This window comes from Roseateles terrae (assembly GCF_014192155.1).
GTDB lineage: Bacteria > Pseudomonadota > Gammaproteobacteria > Burkholderiales > Burkholderiaceae_C > Roseateles > Roseateles terrae.
Genome location: NZ_JACHXO010000007.1, coordinates 183442 through 200515 on the forward strand (window position 1 = coordinate 183442; position 17074 = coordinate 200515).

The 17074-nt window shown below is 65.9% G+C and carries 13 protein-coding genes and 1 tRNA gene; 3 read left to right on the forward strand and 11 right to left on the reverse strand.

From position 1 onward, the window contains the following. Positions 1-14 precede the first annotated feature (14 nt). From FHS28_RS18690 to rpsB, 10 genes are all read right to left on the reverse strand, one after another. Complete coding sequence (locus FHS28_RS18690; protein WP_088454208.1) at positions 15-527, reverse strand: OmpH/Skp family outer membrane protein; 513 nt, start codon at positions 525-527, stop codon at positions 15-17. After that, positions 527-2830, reverse strand: a complete 2304-nt coding sequence (gene bamA, locus FHS28_RS18695) for an outer membrane protein assembly factor BamA (protein WP_375140779.1) — start codon at positions 2828-2830, stop codon at positions 527-529. Before bamA ends, FHS28_RS18690 begins: the two co-directional genes overlap by 1 nt. Continuing rightward, the gene (gene rseP / locus FHS28_RS18700) at positions 2791-4206 is read right to left on the reverse strand and encodes an RIP metalloprotease RseP (RefSeq protein ID WP_088454206.1); all 1416 of its coding nucleotides are present in this window, start codon (positions 4204-4206) and stop codon (positions 2791-2793) included. Before rseP ends, bamA begins: the two co-directional genes overlap by 40 nt. After that, complete coding sequence (gene ispC, locus FHS28_RS18705; protein ID WP_088454347.1) at positions 4206-5414, reverse strand: 1-deoxy-D-xylulose-5-phosphate reductoisomerase; 1209 nt, start codon at positions 5412-5414, stop codon at positions 4206-4208. Before ispC ends, rseP begins: the two co-directional genes overlap by 1 nt. Positions 5415-5422: 8 nt before the next feature. After that, entirely contained in the window at positions 5423-6256 is an 834-nt protein-coding gene (locus FHS28_RS18710) for a phosphatidate cytidylyltransferase (protein WP_088454205.1), read from the reverse strand. A 25-nt stretch (positions 6257-6281) separates the two neighbouring features. After that, on the reverse strand, positions 6282-7022 hold the full coding sequence (gene uppS, locus FHS28_RS18715; RefSeq protein ID WP_088454204.1) for a polyprenyl diphosphate synthase: 741 nt from the start codon (positions 7020-7022) through the stop codon (positions 6282-6284). Between the two features lie 11 nt (positions 7023-7033). Beyond that, complete coding sequence (gene frr, locus FHS28_RS18720; RefSeq protein WP_058934354.1) at positions 7034-7594, reverse strand: ribosome recycling factor; 561 nt, start codon at positions 7592-7594, stop codon at positions 7034-7036. Positions 7595-7669: 75 nt separating this feature from the next. Next, entirely contained in the window at positions 7670-8380 is a 711-nt protein-coding gene (gene pyrH / locus FHS28_RS18725; RefSeq protein ID WP_088454203.1) for a UMP kinase, read from the reverse strand. Positions 8381-8497: 117 nt separating this feature from the next. Continuing rightward, positions 8498-9397 carry a translation elongation factor Ts gene (gene tsf / locus FHS28_RS18730; RefSeq protein WP_088454202.1) on the reverse strand — a complete coding sequence of 300 codons (900 nt, stop codon included), beginning with the start codon at positions 9395-9397 and terminating at the stop codon, positions 8498-8500. Positions 9398-9529: 132 nt separating this feature from the next. Continuing rightward, positions 9530-10276, reverse strand: a complete 747-nt coding sequence (gene rpsB / locus FHS28_RS18735; RefSeq protein ID WP_088454201.1) for a 30S ribosomal protein S2 — start codon at positions 10274-10276, stop codon at positions 9530-9532. 778 nt (positions 10277-11054) lie between these two features. Between rpsB and FHS28_RS18740 the strand changes: the two genes are divergently transcribed. Further along, positions 11055-12266: an FAD-dependent oxidoreductase gene (locus FHS28_RS18740; RefSeq protein WP_088454200.1), complete on the forward strand. Its 1212-nt coding sequence runs from the start codon at positions 11055-11057 to the stop codon at positions 12264-12266. Positions 12267-12275: 9 nt separating this feature from the next. After that, the gene (locus FHS28_RS18745) at positions 12276-13991 is read left to right on the forward strand and encodes an NAD(P)H-hydrate dehydratase (RefSeq protein WP_088454199.1); all 1716 of its coding nucleotides are present in this window, start codon (positions 12276-12278) and stop codon (positions 13989-13991) included. A gap of 71 nt (positions 13992-14062) precedes the next feature. Here the strand turns inward: FHS28_RS18745 and rnr are convergent, their stop codons facing one another. After that, positions 14063-16426, reverse strand: a complete 2364-nt coding sequence (gene rnr, locus FHS28_RS18750; protein ID WP_246410356.1) for a ribonuclease R — start codon at positions 16424-16426, stop codon at positions 14063-14065. 299 nt (positions 16427-16725) lie between these two features. Here rnr and FHS28_RS18755 point away from each other — a divergent pair. After that, positions 16726-16810 (forward strand) — tRNA-Leu (locus FHS28_RS18755). Positions 16811-17074 lie beyond the last annotated feature (264 nt).

The window sequence follows — 17074 nt, forward strand, 5'->3', positions numbered from 1 at the left end:
ACCTCATGGAGGGTTCAAGGTTTTTGCGCATTCAGCGTGTCGATCACCTTCTTGGTGATGTCCACTCGCGCGCTGGCATGAACCGCGTCCTGCACGATCAGGTCGTATTTCTCCTGCTCGTAGATCTGCTTGATGACCTTGTTGGCCTTCTCGATCACGGCAGACAGCTCTTCGTTCTTTCGCTGGGCGACGTCTTCGTTGAACTCTCGACGCTTGCGCTGCAGGTCACGGTCCTGCTCGATGAGTTCCCGTTGGCGGCGACCGCGTTCGGTCTCCGTCAGGGCCGGGCCGTCCTTGTCCAGCTTCTCGGCGGCCGAGCGCAGCTTGCCTTCCTGGTCCAGCAGGGCCTTCTCGCGACGGCTGAATTCCGCCTGCAGCTTGGCTTCGGACGCCTTGGCCAGATTGGTCTCCCGAAGGATCCGCTCACTGTTGACGTAGCCGATCTTCAGTTCCTGGGCCTGGGCAGCCAAAGCCGTGGCTGCTGTCACGGCGACAGCGGCCACCATCTTCAACAGCATGCTCTTCATCAGAATGACGTCCCGATCTGGAATTGGAATCGCTCGATTCTATCCGTGGACTGCTTGCGGATCGGCGTGCCGTAACTCAGGCGCAGCGGACCCATCGGAGACAGCCAGCTGATACCCACACCAGCCGCCGCACGCGTCTGGCTGAAATTCAGCTTCTCATCCACCCCCCAGACGTTCCCCACGTCAAAGAAGCCGAAGAGACGGAAGCTCTTGTCGTTGCCCGATCCGGGCACCGGCACATACAGCTCGGAGTTCAGGTTGAACTTGCGGTTGCCGCCGGTGTAGGAGCCGGTGATGTCCACCGGACCCAGCGTTCCGGATTCGAACACCCGCACCGAACCCAGACCGCCGCCGTAGAAGTTCTTGAAGATCGGGTACGGACGGCCCAGCAGGCCGCGGCCCCAGGCCACTTCACCGTTGACCATCAGCGAGAACTTGCGGCCCAGCGGAATGAACTGCTGGTACTGCATGTTGGCGATCGCGTAGCGGGAATCCCCCACCACCGAGGTTTCCAGGTTCACCCGCTTCATCGAACCCGCGGTCGGGGTCAGCACGCTGTCCCGGTTGTCCGACTTCCAGCCGATGGTCAGCGGGATGGACAGGGCCGAGCCGCCAAACGCCTGCTGGAACAGCAGATAGCTGTTGGGCAGACCCTTGGACGTGGTGATGCGGGTGTTTTCCGCGCCGATGCCGAAGAAGACGGTGTCTTCTTCCGAGAACGGCACACCGAACTTGACCGAGCCGCCATAGGACGCCAGTTCGTACTGCTCGCCCAGGTTGTTGATCGGCTTGACGGTGCGGTAGAACACATCCACCGCGCGGGAGATGCCGTCCACGGTGAAATACGGGTCCACCGTCGAGACGCCCAGCGAGCGGCCGGTGCTGGCCGTGTTCAGCTGGATGCCCAGGTAGTTGCCGGAGCCGAAGACGTTTTCCTGCGAGATCGAGCCGGACAGCGACAGCTTGCTGGCGCTGGAGTAGCCGGCACCGATCTGGATGTTGCCGGTGGGGCGCTCGGTCACCGTCAGGGTGACGTCGACCTGGTCCGGCGACCCGGGCACTTCCGAGGTGTCAACGGTGACATCCTTGAAGTAGCCCAGACGCTCGACGCGGTCGCGCGAGGCCTTGATGCGGGCACCGTCATACCAGGACGATTCGAACTGGCGGAATTCGCGGCGGATGACTTCGTCACGGGTGCGGGTGTTGCCGGAGACCAGCACACGGCGCACATACACACGGCGCTGCGGCTCGCCGACAAAGGTCACCACCACCTGGCCGGTGGCGCGATCAATTTCGGGACGGCTCTCGACCCGCGCGAAGGCGTAACCGAAGGTGCCATACAGATCCTGGAAGTTGCGGGTGGTCTGGGCCACCGCTTCGCCTTGATAGGGCTGGCCGGCCTTGAGCGCGATCAGGCGCTTGAACTCCTCGTCACGGCCGAGGAACTCGCCTTCCATCTTGATGGCGCTGACGGTGTAGGGCTGGCCTTCGCTGACGGTGATGGCAATGCTGATGCTTTGCTTGTCCGGCGAGATGGTGACCTGGGTGGACTCGACGTTGAACTCGAGGTAGCCACGGTTCAGGTAGTAGCTGCGGATGGTTTCCAGGTCCGCATTCAGCTTGGCGCGCGAATAACGGTCGGTCTTGGTGTACCAGGTCAGCCAGCCGCTGGTGGTCTGCTCCAGCAGGCCCAGCAGCGTGCTTTCGCTGAAGACCTTGCTGCCCAGGATGCGGATCTCCGCGATCTTGGCCGGCTCGCCTTCCGTCACCTGGAAGCTCACGTTGACGCGGTTGCGCTCGATCGGGGTGATGGTGGTGGTCACTTCCGCGCCATAGAGACTGCGGGTGAGGTACTGACGCTTGAGTTCCTGCTCGGCGCGGTCGGCCAGGGCCTTGTCGAAGGGCTTGCCTTCGCCGATGCCGACGTCCTTGAGCGACTTGGTCAGCGCTTCGGTGTCGAATTCCTTCAGGCCGACGAAATTGACGTTGGCAATGATCGGACGTTCTTCGATCACCACCACCACCGCGTCGGTGTCGATGTTGATCCGCACGTCCTTGAAGAGGCCGGTGGCAAACAGGGCGCGCAGTGCGGCGGCACCCTTTTCGTCGTTGTAGGTGTCGCCGATGCGGAAGGGCAGCGCCGCGAACACCGTACCCGGGTCGGTCCGTTGCAGGCCTTCAACGCGGATGTCCTTGAGGACGAAGGGCTCGACGGCCCAGGCGGCACCCGCGTGCATCGCGGCGGCCAGCACCGCCAGTTGGATCACTTGGGGGCGCATTGGCTCAGGCAGGAATCGGGACATGCGGAAGTTTCAGTGCGGACCCGCTGACGGGTCAGATCGTTGAAAAGGGCCAGACTCATCATCAGCAGCAGGACGGTGATACCCACGCGTTCCAGCAACCTGCGCCACCGCTCGGAGACTGGGCGGCCACTCAGACCCTCGAAAAGATAATACATCAGGTGTCCGCCATCGAGCATCGGCACCGGCAGCAGGTTCAGTACACCGAGGCTGACGCTGACACTCGCCAGAAAGCCCAGGAAGGCCGCGGCTCCCAGGCGAGCGGACTGGCCCGCATAGTCGGCGATGGTGATGAAGCTGCTGAGATTCTTTACCGACGCTTCACCCGTGAGCATGCGCCACAGGGTCTTGAGCGAGTGAGTGCTGAATTGCCAGGTTCGGGTCAGGCCTTGCTGCACCGCCTCGACCGGACCGTAGTGCACCGTGACCATGCCGGGACGCCCGGCGAAGCCCACCCCCACACGCGGAATGAACTGACCGTTCACCCCCTCCAGACGGGGGGTCACGACGGTGTCGATCACGTCGCCGCCGCGCTGCACCTGCAGCCGCATCGACTGCACGCAGCCGTCCACCAGGGACTGCCGCACCGACTGCTGGAAGGCGGAGAGGTCCGGCACCGGCCGGTCATTGACCGACAACACCCGGTCGCCGGCGCGCAGACCCGCAGCCTGGGCCGGGCTGTCCGGCTGGATGGCACCGAGCACCGGTTCCATCCACACGCCGCCAAGACCGATGCGGCGGAGGTTGTCCGCATCCAGGTCGCGGCTGCCCAGGGTCTGGGTCTCCAGCATGATCTGGCGGCTGCTGTGACCTTCGCCGCTGCTCACGCTCAGGTAGAGCGGACGGCGGTCGCCAACGGCACGGGCCAGCTGCCAGGAGAGATCGGACATGCCGCGCACATCCTGCCAGTCCTGGCCGTCGTCGGACCAGGCCTGCACCGTGTCGCCGGCGCGCAGGCCGGCCGCCTCGGCGAGACTGCCGGTCTGTGGGGAACCCAGTTGCGCCTTCGGTTCTTCCTGCCCCACCATGCCGGAGGCCGCAAAGAGCAGCACCGCCAGCACCAGATTCGCGACTGGACCCGCCAGCACGATGGCCGAGCGCTGCCAGAGCGATTTCTGGTTCAGGGACTCATGGAGCCGATCCGGCGGGACCGCATCAAAGCGGTCATCCAGCAGTCGGACGTAGCCGCCCAGCGGCAGCAGGCTCAGGACGAATTCGGTGCCGTCCGGTCCGCGCTTCCAGCGCCCCAGCACCGGACCGAAGCCGAGCGAAAACCGCAGCACCTTGACCCCGCACGCACGGGCCATCCGGTAATGGCCCCATTCGTGGAAGATGATCAGCACCCCGAGGGTGACCACGAAAGCGAGCAATGTGGACATCAGGCGGGACTCGAGAGTCGCTGGATCTGGCTCTGGGCGTGACGCCGGGCCCGCGCGTCCAGGGCCAGCAGGCCTTCGACACTATCGACCTCGCCCGCCTGCGGCGCGACGGCATCGAGCGTTTCGCGGTTGACCCGGCAGATCTGATCGAAGCGCAGGCCCCGATTCAGGAACGCGGCCACCGCTTCTTCATTGGCCGCATTGAGCACCGCCGTGCTGCCTTCCGCCGAACGCAGCGCGCGCCAGGACAGGTGCAGGCCGGGGAACCGTCGCTCGTCCGCTTCTTCGAAGCTCAGGCCCTGCGTCGTGAGCAGGTCCAGCCGGCTGGCTCCCGACGTGATGCGCTCGGGGAAGGACAGGCCGTAGGCGATGGGCACACGCATGTCCGGGGTGCCGAGCTGGGCCAGCACCGAGTGGTCGCGGCAGACCACCATCGAATGGATGATGCTCTGCGGATGGATGAGCACCTTCACCTGCTCCGGCTGCAGATTGAACAGCCAGCGGGCTTCGATGACCTCGAGCGCCTTGTTCATCATGGTGGCCGAATCCACCGAAATCTTGCGGCCCATCACCCAGTTGGGATGGGCACAGGCCTGCTCGGGCGTGACATCGGCCAGCGACGCCGGGTCGCGCTGACGGAACGGACCGCCGGAGGCCGTCAGCACGATGTGATCGATGCGCGCATGCCAGGTGCTGCGATCTTCCGGCAGGCACTGGAAGATGGCGGAATGCTCGGAGTCGATGGGCAGCAGCGTGGCGCCGCCCTGCTCCACCGCGCGCATGAACAGCGCGCCACCCAGCACGATCGCCTCCTTGTTGGCCAGCAGCAGCCGCTTGCCGGCACGGGCCGCGGCCATGGCCGGCGCCAGACCGGCCGCGCCGACGATGGCGGCCATCACCGCATCCACCTCCGGATGCGCCGCGATGTCCGACAGGGCCTGCAGGCCGTCCATCACCTCGGTGCGGCTGCCGGCGTCGGCCAGGCGATGCCGCAGATCGGCGGCCAGGCGGGCGTCGGGCAGCACCGCAAAACGGGGCTGATGCGTCAGGCACTGGGCCAGCAGTTCATCGACCCGGCTCATGGCCGACAAGGCGAAGACGCGGTAGCGGTCCGGATGGCGGGCGATGACATCGAGGGTGTTGGTGCCGATGGATCCGGTGGATCCCAGCACGCACACCTGCTGCGGAGCATTGGAAGAAGCAGTCATCACAACCATCACAGGGAACTCAGGGCCATCGCCAGCGGCAGCACCGGCAGCAGGGCATCCACACGGTCCAGCACCCCGCCATGGCCCGGCAGCAGCTGGCTGCTGTCCTTGGCACCGGCCGCGCGCTTGACCAGCGACTCAAACAGGTCGCCCACCACGCTCATCGCGGTCAGGAAGACCACCGCCAGCAGCGACAGCCAGCCCAGGCGCTTCACCAGGATCTGATAGAGGCTGGGGCTGTCCACCGGCAGGTGAACGTCGATGACATGCACCCACAGGACCGCCATCACCACCACGCCGAACAGACCGCCCAAGGCCCCTTCCCAGCTTTTGCCAGGGCTGATGGCCGGCGCCAACTTGCGACGACCGAAGAGCTTACCGAAGACATAGGCGGCGATGTCGGCCATCCACACGAGGCACATGGCCGAGAGCAGGAAGTTGATGCCGCGGGCACGGGCGCTGATCAGCGCCAGCCAGGCGGCCCACAGCAGCACCGCACCGAGCACCAGCCGCAGCGCCACCGGGAGCTGCGGCCAACCGGCCACGCCGGTCTTCAGCGCCTGTGCACCGCCCAGCACCCACAGCCCGCCCGCCAGCCACCAGCACCAGGCCGGCAGCGCAAAGCCCACCGTCCACAGGCAGACGCCGCAGACGGCCGCCAGTGCCGCACCAAAGGCCAGCGCCGGCACGCCGGGACGGCCATTCAGGCGGGACCATTCCCAGCCGCCCGCGGCGATCATCACCAGGGTCAGCAGGGCAAACGGCAGCGGCGTGGACGCAAACAGCGCCGGCAGCAGAACGGCAAGCAGCACAAGGGCTGTGAGGATGCGGGGCAACAGCATGGGCGCGGACCTTTCCGGTGAGGACTCAGGCTTCCTGGACGGCGCCTGCGACGCCAGGCACATTGACACCGCCGAAACGACGGTCGCGCGCCTGGAAGGCCGCAATCGCCTCATCCAGCTGCGCCTCGCCAAATTCCGGCCAGAGGCAGTCGGAGAACACGAACTCGGTATAGGCGGTCTGCCACAGCATGAAGTTGCTGATGCGCAGCTCGCCACCCGTGCGGATGAACAGGTCCGGGTCGGGCGCGTAACTCATCGCCATGTACTCGGACAGCTTGGCTTCAGTCAGCTCCTGCGCCGGCACACCCGCCTCGATGGCCTTGCGGCAGGCCTGGACGATGTCCCAGCGGCCACCGTAATTGAAGGCCACGTTCAGCGTCAGTTTGCTGTTGTGCGCAGTGCTGTTCTCGGCCTCGGCCCAGGCGGCACGCAGCTTGTCGGACACCGCTTCCCGGTCCCCGACGATGCGGATGCGCACGCCCATGGCACCCATGCGGGCCAGATAGCGCGACACCGCGGCCAGCACCAGCCCCATCAGTCCGGAGACTTCGTCGCTGGGGCGCTTCCAGTTCTCGCTGGAGAAGGCGAAGACGGTCAGGTACTCGATCTCACGATCGATGCAGGCCTGCACCACGCGCACCAGCGCGTCCACCCCCTGCTTGTGGCCGAAGAAGCGCGGAAGGAAGCGCTTCTTGGCCCAGCGTCCATTGCCATCCATCACGATGGCGACGTGGCGGGGGACACCCGCCTTCTTGTCTGCACTCACGTCGTGTGGGCTCAGACCGCCATGATTTCGGCTTCCTTCGCCGACACCAGCTTGTCGATCTCGGCGATGACGCGGTCGGTCAGCTTCTGGACTTCGTCCTGGCTGCGACGCTCGTCGTCTTCGGTGATCGTCTTGTCCTTCGTCATCTTCTTGGCCTGCTCGTTCGCATCGCGGCGCAGGTTCCGGACAGCGACCTTGGCGTCTTCGGCAGCACCCTTGACGACCTTGGTCAGGTCGCGGCGGCGCTCTTCCGACAGCGGGGGCATCGGCACGCGGATCAGATCGCCCTGGCTGGAGGGGTTCAGGCCCAGGTCCGATTCACGGATGGCCTTCTCGATCTTCTGGCCCATGCCCTTTTCCCAGGGCTGCACGCTCAGGGTGCGGGCGTCCAGCAGGCTGACGTTGGCCACCTGGGAGATCGGCACCGGCGAGCCGTAGTAGTCCACATGGACCTGGTCCAGGATGCCCGGGTGGGCGCGACCGGTACGGATCTTCTGCAGTTCGTTCTTGAACGCCTCGACGGACTTGGCCATCTTGGCCTCGGCGTTCTTCTTGATGTCGGCGATGCTCATGTTCTTTTCCTCGATCAATGGGGACGGCGGGGCGCCCCTGACGGGCGCCCTGGATCAGTTAACGCGCCGACCCGCTCAGACGTGCACCAGCGTGCCTTCGTCCTCACCCTGCACCACGCGCTTGAGCGCGCCCGGCTTGAAGATGGAGAACACCCGGATGGGCAGCTTCTGGTCCCGGCACAGGGCGAACGCGGTCGCATCCAGCACCTGCAGGTTCTTGCTGATGGCCTCATCAAAGCTGATGCGGCTGTAACGGGTGGCCGTCGGATCCTTCTTGGGATCGGCGGTGTAGACGCCGTCGACCTTGGTGGCCTTCAGCATGATTTCAGCGCCGACTTCGGCGCCACGCAGCGCAGCGGCGGTGTCGGTGGTGAAGAAGGGATTGCCGGTGCCGGCCGCAAAGACCACCACCTTGCCTTCTTCCAGATATTGCAGCGCCTTGGGGCGCACGTAGGGCTCGACCACCTGTTCGATGGCGATGGCGGACATGACACGGGCGGTCATGCCTTCCTGGCGCATCGTGTCGGCCAGGGCCAGGGAGTTCATCACCGTGGCCAGCATGCCCATGTAGTCGGCCGTGGCGCGGTCCATGCCGACCGAGCCGCCCGCAACGCCGCGGAAGATGTTGCCGCCACCGATCACGACGGCGACTTCCACGCCCAGACGGGTGACGTCCTGGATCTCCTGGACCATGCGCACGATGGTGGCGCGATTGATACCGTAGGCGTCGTCCCCCATCAGGGCTTCACCGGAGAGCTTGAGCAGGATGCGTTTGTGCGCGGGCATTGTTACCTCGTCAATACAGCCACTGAAGGCAATGAAGTTGCGCGCGCACAGGCACCATCCGCCTGGCGCAGGCACAAGTGTAAAGGGCGCCCGGGGGCGCCCTTTTGTTTCCGGAGCTTATTGCCCCTTGCTGGCGGCGGCCACCTGGGCAGCCACTTCGGCGGCGAAGTCGTCCACCTTCTTCTCGATGCCTTCGCCCACCACGTACAGGGTGAAGGACTTCACCGTGGTGTTCTTTTCCTTGAGCATCTGAGCGACGGTCTGCTTGCCGTCGGCGGCCTTCACGAAGACCTGGTCCAGCAGCGAGACTTCCTTCAGGAACTTCTGGACCGAACCTTCCACCATCTTGGTGACGATCTCGGCCGGCTTGCCCGATTCAGCCGCCTTTTCGGTGGCGATCTTGCGTTCCTTCTCGACCAGCTCGGCCGGCACTTCGGCCGACGACAGGGCGGCCGGCTTCATGGCGGCCACGTGCATGGCGACGTCTTTGGCGGCGACTTCATCACCGTCGAACTCGACCATCACGCCGATGCGGGTGCCGTGCAGGTAGGAGGTCAGCTTGGCGCCGGAAGCGTAACGCTTGAAGCGGCGGATGGTCATGTTCTCGCCGATCTTGCCGATCAGGCCCTTGCGAACATCTTCCACCGTCGGGCCAAAGCCTTCCTGCGACAGCGGCAGGGCGGACAGGGCGTCCACATCCGCGGGGTTCTTCTCAGCCACCAGACCGGCCAGGGCGTTCACGAAGGCCAGGAAGGCGTCGTTCTTGGAGACGAAGTCGGTTTCGCAGTTGACTTCGATCACGGCACCGGCGCCACCCACCACAGCTGCGGCGACCACGCCTTCAGCGGTGATGCGGGATGCGGCCTTGCCAGCCTTGTTGCCCAGCTTGACACGCAGGATTTCTTCCGCGCGGCCCAGGTCGCCGTCGGCTTCCGTCAGGGCCTTCTTGCACTCCATCATGGGAGCGTCGGTACGGGCGCGCAGCTCGGCGACCATGCTTGCGGTAATTGCTGCCATTTCAATCTCCGTGTGTGGCAGGCCCCGCCCTTCAGGGGAAGCTCGGGCACCTGCGAAATCTTGCTTGGAAAATCGCTTAGAAAAAAGGGGCTGAATCAGCCCCCTGGTCGAACCCTTGCGGGGACGCGGCGATCAAGCGCCTTCGTTCACTTCGACGAATTCGTCGCCTTCAGCGGCGACAGCCTGGACCAGCTCTTGCGTCGAGTTGGCACGGCCTTCCAGCACAGCGTCGGCCACGGCCTTGGCGTACAGGGCCACCGCCTTGGCGGAGTCATCGTTACCGGGGATGACGTAGTCGATGCCTTCGGGGGAGTGGTTGGTGTCCACCACGCCGATGACGGGAATGCCCAGCTTCTTGGCTTCAGCCACGGCAATCTTGTGGTAACCCACGTCGATCACGAACAGCGCGTCCGGCAGAGCAACCATGTCCTGGATGCCGCCGATGTTCTTTTCCAGCTTGGTGATGTCGCGCTGGAACATCAGGGCTTCCTTCTTGATGGAAGGCTGGGTGCCGGCATCCACCTGAGTCTGCATGTCCTTCAGCTTCTTCAGCGAGGTCTTGACCGTCTTGAAGTTGGTCAGCGTGCCGCCCAGCCAACGCTGGTTCACGCTCGGCACGCCAGCGCGTGCGGCTTCTTCAGCGACGATGTCGCGCGCCTGGCGCTTGGTGCCCACCATCAGGATGGTGCCGCGCTTGGACGACAGCTGGCGCACGAACTTCAGGGCTTCCTCGAACGCGGGCAGCGTCTTTTCGAGGTTGATGATGTGGATCTTGTTGCGATGGCCGTAGATATACGGGGCCATCTTGGGGTTCCAGAAGCGGGTTTGGTGACCAAAGTGGACGCCTGCTTCCAGCATCTCGCGCATCGTGACGGACATGAAGTAACTCCGAAGGTTGTTTCTGGAACCCGGCACGAATCGCAGGACAAGACCTGCAACACCTCGTGGACGGCACCAGCACCTCAAGCGATGGACGATTGAGCGCTGACGCTGCCTGTCATCACTGACGTTCACCCTGGATGCGCTGTAGAGAAGCACCCTCGAATGAGCCAGCAACTGCCGGATTCGCGAATTTGCGATGTGACGTGTCGCGCAGAACCCATTTCTGTGCATTCAGCGTCGCCACCGCGTTTTTGCCGGGCGTGTCAGCTCGCCTTTCAGCAAGCTTCAGCCTGCATTTCAGCAAGCTGCATCGGCCAGCCGCCCCATGAAGGCTTCGCGCTCTCAGGAGGTGACCTTGGCAAAAACCCGAAGAGTATAACCCGGAATCCGGCCTCTTTCGAGCGCAGGGCGCAGCCCGGGCTCCACCCGGCAGGACAACATCGAAAGACCGCCGTTGGGGCACTTGGGAACTTGATGTATCAGACGTGACTGAAGTGCAACATTGACCCACCAAGATTGGCGGCGACCTGTCCGCGCCCTGGCACCATGAGCGCCGCGCGTAAGACAGCCCGCTGCGCAACCCTGATTTTCCCCGAGGCTTTCCCTGACAAGAACAACATGACGCACGCCCTTGCTGGCCTGGTTCCGCCCCCTCCCCCGCCCCTCCGATGGGCGCTGGACGCCTTGCTGACGCACCAGGGCTCTGTCCTGGCGCACGCCTCCCCGCACCGCCCCCAATGCGGCGGATCGCCCTGCCGGCAGGAGGGCCACTGAGATGCGGGTCGCCATCATCGGGGCCGGCCTGGCCGGCGTCACCACCGCCTACGAACTGGCGCGCCAGGGCCACGAGGTGCAGGTCTTTGAGAAGGACACCAGCGTGGCCACCGGGGCCAGCTTTGCCCCGCCCGGCCTGATCGCCCCGGCCCTGCTCGCCGCCCGTCCGCCCGCCCGCATGGCCTGGCGGGGCGCGCCACGGCAACTCGGCTGGCGATGGGCGCACTGGCGCGCACGCCGCGCCAGCGACAGGCACGCCCTGCCCGTCCCTGCCGCCGTCCTGCAACTGGCCACCCAGGGCCAGGCGCTCATGGCCGACTGGCGTCAGGCGCTGCAGCTGGAGGTGGAACAGCGCAGCGGTGTGACGCTGCTGTGGCGTACCGCCAAGGACTACAAGCAGGCCGCGACCCTGATCGCCCGACTGCAGGCGGCTCAGCTGCCTTATCGGGAACTGGATGCAGCGGCCTGTCTCGCGCTGGAGCCCGGCCTCAATCCCGACACCCGGCTGCACGGCGGTTTGCATCTGCCCCAGGACGAATCGGCCAACGCCCGGCAATTCAGCCAGGCGTTGAAGCTGGAAGCGCAGCGCCTGGGGGCCCGTTGGCAGTTCAATGCGGACGTGCTGAAGATTGAGCCGGGGCAGCAGCCGTCGCTCCATCTGGCCACCGGCCCAGCCCAGCGGGTGGACGCCGTGATCGTCTGCGCCGGCAAGGGCGCACCGGCATTGCTGTCGCCGCTGGGGCTGCGGATGCCATGGGGCACGGTGCACACGCACACCCTCACGGCACCGCTGCGCCAGCTGGAAGCGCATCCGGACCTCGGCCCGAGCCATACGGTGATCGACATGGCGCTGGGCGTCAGCATGACGCAGCTCGGCCAACGGGTGCGCATCGGCGGCGGGCAGGAACTGGGCGGCACCGCCGGACAGCCGGGCGCGCCGTCGATGAGCGCGCTGCATCAGGCCGCGCACGACTGGTTCCCGGGCGCCCTGCAGGCCGGCGGACAGCAGCGCTGGAAGGCCTCCCGCCTGCTGCTGCCGGATGAGCTGCCGGTGATCGGCGCCAGCGGCCTGCCAGGGGTCTGGCTGAACGTCGGTCACGGCGAATCGGGATGGGCGCTGTCCGGCGGCGCCGCGCAGTGGCTGGGCGAGCGTCTGGCCGGGCGCGATGGCGGCGTGGATCCGTCGGCACTGGAGGCGAGCCGCCTGCGCTAGAGTCGGCGCATGCGCGCCTTGCTTCCCCCCCAAGAGGCCAGTTGGCCGGTCCACGACATTGCGGCCAGCCGCGCCCTGGAGCAAGACGCCTTGAGGCAACGCCCGGCCCATCAGCTGATCGAGCAGGCCGGCGCGGCGGTGGCCCGACTGGCGCTGGCGCTGGTGCCCCATGGACGTCATGCCGTGGTGCTGGCCGGGCCGGGGAACAACGGGGGCGATGCGCTGATCGCGGCCCGCTGGCTGGCAGCGCGGGGGTGGACGCTGCAGATCTATCGGATCGGGTCGGCACCGCCCGAAGGCAGCGATGCAGCGCACGCGCTGCAGTCCGCCCTGGATGCGGGGCTGACGGTGCATGCCGGACCGCCGCCGGCGGTCACTCGAGCGCGGCCCGCGTCAGGGTTGCCCTCAAAGCAGGACACTGCGCCTGCGAAAGAAGGCACTTCCGAATCAAGCCCCACCTCGTCAGCAGCGGCGGCATTCAATACGACGTCGGCTGTGACCCTGGCGTCCGCATCCACGCCGATTGATCTCTGGATCGACGGTCTGCTCGGGCTGGGTGCCCACCGCCCGCCTGAAGGCGACATCGCCACGGCGATCCGCATCGCCAATGCGCATCCGGCCCCCACCCTCTCGATCGACCTGCCCAGCGGACTGCACGGCGACACCGGACAGGCTTGCGGCGACGACACCATCCGCGCGGACCACACGCTCACGCTGCTCACGCTCAAGCCGGGCCTGCTGACCGGGGAAGGTCGCGCCTACGCCGGCCGAATTTGGTTCGACGATCTTGGCGTTGCCTCTGCGGACGCCAGCGGCCCCACCACGCCTCACCCCACCGCCCCCACCGACCGAGCCGACCACTCTCCTGCCAGCGCGGCTGCACGCCTGGCGGCCCGCTTCATCGGCCTCGACGCACTGACCCACTGGCATCGCGCCCACCCGCGCGGCACCACCAGCCACAAGGGGCGGCAAGGCGATGTGGCGGTGCTCGGCGGCGCGCCGGGCATGCGCGGCGCTGCGTGGCTGGCCGCCACCGCCGCACTGAGCGCCGGCGCAGGCCGCGTGTATGCCGCGCTGCCCGAGGACGACGGACAACCCTGGCCGGCGCGACCGGAGCTGATGCATTGGCCGAAGGATCGATGGCACGAGCCTCATGCCTGGCGCGAGCCGGTCGTGGTGGCGGGCTGCGGCGGCGGGACGGCCCTGCTGCCCTGGCTGGATGCGGTGCTGCACGATGCGCGGCATCTGGTGCTGGATGCCGATGGACTCAATCTGGTGGCCCAGGATGAAGGTTTGTCACGGCGCCTTGCCGCGCGCCGGTCCCATGGCCTGCAAACGGTGCTCACGCCCCATCCCTTGGAGGCGTCGCGCCTGCTGGGCCTGTCGGGCGTGGCGGCGGTGCAGGCGGATCGCCTGGCCTCCGCCCGCGCCCTCGCGGAAAAATTTGACTGCACCGTGGTGCTCAAGGGCTCCGGCAGCGTGATCGCGTCGCCGGGCCACTTGCCCGACATCAACAGCACCGGCTCAGCCGCGCTCGCCACTGCAGGCACAGGTGACGTGCTGGCCGGCTGGACGGGAGGCCTCTGGGCGCAAGCCCGCGACGCCGATCCGCACGAGGTGGCGCGTACCGCCGTGCTGTGGCACGGCGCAGCGGCGCAGCATCACAAAGGCCCGCTGCGCGCGGGCGACCTCATCGAGGCCATGGCAGCACTGCATCGGGATTGAAGGGGCCGGCTTGTTGCAGCACCTCAGGCGCGCCTGAGGTGGACGTCATCCGCCAGTTCAGCTCAAGCTCGTCAGGTCCGCGTCTTCCGCGGCGCCTTCGTGGGAGCGGACGCATTCGCCACCTTGGCCGCTGGACGCTTCGCGCCGCGGGCCGTCCGCTTCGCCGCCTTGACCGGATGCGCCGCCACCGTTTTGGCAGCACGCTCCGCCGTCCGGCGCTCTGCCTTCAGTGCACGATCGACCTTCTCGATGCGTTCGAGCTGCTCCACCGCCGACATCGTCTCCGAGCCGACTTCCGGCGCGCTCACGACCTCAGGCAGCGGCTTGGGCGCACCGCGCTTGCCGCTGCGGCGATCCTGCCGCCGGTTGTCGCCGTGCTTGTCGCGCATCGCGCGCTGCAGCAGCCTGGCTTCGTCCTGCTCGCGCACCAGGCGGAAATCGATCTTGCGACCGTCCAGATCCACGCGGCTGACCTGCACCTGCACCCGCGCACCGGTGGCGTAGCGGATGCCGGTGCGTTCGCCGCGCAGCTCCTGCCGCACTTCGTCGAACTTGAAGTATTCGCCGCCCAGTTCGGTGATGTGGACCAGTCCTTCCACATACAGCGCATCGAGCTGCACAAAGAGGCCGAAGGTCGTCACCGCGCTGACCGTACCGCTGAACTCTTCGCCCAGGTGGTCGCGCATGAAGCGGCACTTCAGCCAGGCTTCCACATCGCGCGAGGCTTCGTCTGCCCGGCGTTCGTTGGCGCTGCAATGGGCGCCGACGATTTCCCAGCGTTCGGCCTCGGTCGAGGCGGTGGCGGGGTTGAGGGTCTTGGTCGGCCGGCCGGGGCGCTTGGGCAGCGGCTTGGCCGCTTCCATCTTGTGCGCGTCCAGCGTGTACTTCTTGTTGGCCAGCAGCGCCTTGATCACCCGGTGCACCAGCAGATCCGGGTAGCGGCGGATCGGGCTGGTGAAGTGGGTGTAGGCCTGATAGGCCAGCCCGAAGTGGCCGGAGTTGGCGGGCGTGTAGATCGCCTGCTGCATCGAGCGAAGCAGCATGGTGTGGATCTGCGTTGCGTCCGGACGTTCCTTGGTCGCCTGGGCGATGGCCTGGTATTCGCCGGGGGCTGGATCGTCGCTGATGCCCATGCCGATGCCCAGTGCCCGCAGGTAGGCCTGCAGGGCGGTGCGCTTCTCGGGGGTCGGGCCTTCGTGCACGCGGAACAGCGACGAATGCTTGCCACCGGCGATGAAGTCGGCGGCGCAGACGTTGGCGGCCAGCATGGCTTCTTCGATCAGGCGGTGCGCTTCGTTGCGGGTGCGCGGCACGATCTTCTCGATGCGGCCGTTGTCGTCGCAGACGATCTGGGTTTCGGTGGTCTCGAAATCCACCGCGCCGCGCTTGGCGCGCTGGGACAGCAGTGCGCGGTAGACCTCATGCAGATGCAGCAGATGCGGCACCAGGTCGCTGCGCTTGGCGGCTTCGGGACCGTGGGTATTGCCCAGGATGGCGGCGACCTCGGTATAGGTCAGCCGTGCATGGGAATTGATGACTGCGGGGAAGAACTGGTAGGCCTGCACCTCACCGGCTTCATCCACGAGCATGTCGCAGACCATGGACAGGCGGTCCTGGTCCGGATTGAGCGAGCACAGGCCGTTGGAGAGCTTCTCCGGCAGCATCGGGATGACGCGGCGGGGGAAGTAGACGGAGGTGGCGCGTTCGTAGGCGTCGCGGTCCAGCGCTTCGCCGGGCTTCACGTAGTGGCTCACGTCGGCGATGGCGACCAGCAGGCGCCAGCCCTTGAAGGCATTCTTGCCGCGGCCTTGCTTGTGGGGTTCGCAGTAGACGGCGTCGTCGAAGTCGCGGGCGTCTTCCCCGTCGATGGTGACCAGGGCCACGTCGCGCAGGTCGACGCGATTCTTCATGTCGACGGCCCGGACCTTGTCGGGCAGCTTGGCGGCCTGGGCGAGCGTGTCGGCGCTGAAGGCGTGGGGCACCTCGTACTTGCGGACCGCGATCTCGATTTCCATGCCGGGGTCGTCGATCTCGCCCAGCACCTCGGTCACGCGACCGACGGGTTGGGAGTAGAGGGACGGTGGTTCGGTCAGTTCGACGGCGACGATCTGGCCGGCGGTGGCGTTGGCAATCGCGTTTTTGGGGACGAGGATGTCCTGCCCGTAGCGTTTGTCTTCCGGGGCGACGAGCCAGATGCCGGACTCCAGCAGGAGGCGGCCGATGATGGGCTTCTTGCGACGCTCCAGGATTTCGAGCACGCGGCCTTCGGGGCGGTTGCGCTTGTCGAAGCGCACCACGCGCACGCGCAGTCGGTCGCCGTGCATCACGGCATGCATTTCCTGGGAGGACAGGTAGACATCGGGCTGGCCGTCATCCGGCATCAGGAACCCGTGGCCATCGCGATGGCCTTGTACTGTCCCTTCGACTTCGCCCATCAATTGATTTGGCGATTGCGAGCTTGCGTTCTTGAAGTTTTTGATAGTATGATCCTTGTCTTTCCTGAAACGCAAAAGCGCTTCTCGAGAGCTTGGTGACTAGGATACCTTAGGTTCAAGCATGACGCCACGAGTTGGCCATGACTGATTCATGACTGAGGTCCGTTCTAGAGTGCAGCAGGCTTTTGAATGAGATTGTGCTTTTGATGCCTGACCCGGTGCGGGTTCATCTGTTGATGAGTCGATTGAGATTAGATCGACTCGACTGAGATGGACGGTGTTACTGAGGTGGGGACCTTGCCCAGGTGGCGGAATTGGTAGACGCACTAGTTTCAGGTACTAGCGGGTAACTCCGTGGAGGTTCGAGTCCTCTCCTGGGCACCAAATTCAAAAAGGGTCAGCATGCGCTGACCCTTTTTTCATTTTGCGCCCAGCAAGTGAAGTCCCGTGGACTTCACGGGAGGACCCGAATGGTTTTGACCGCACGGCCAAAACCGGCGTCGCGCTTGCGTGACCGAGTCCTCTCCGCTTGCCTCACCCACCCTTTTAGCCCGCCCAACAAAAAAGCGACCCACAGGTCGCTTTTCTTCGTTCGCGTGCCCGCCTCCATGCGGCGCCAGCAAAGCGCATCAACTCGACGGCATACGC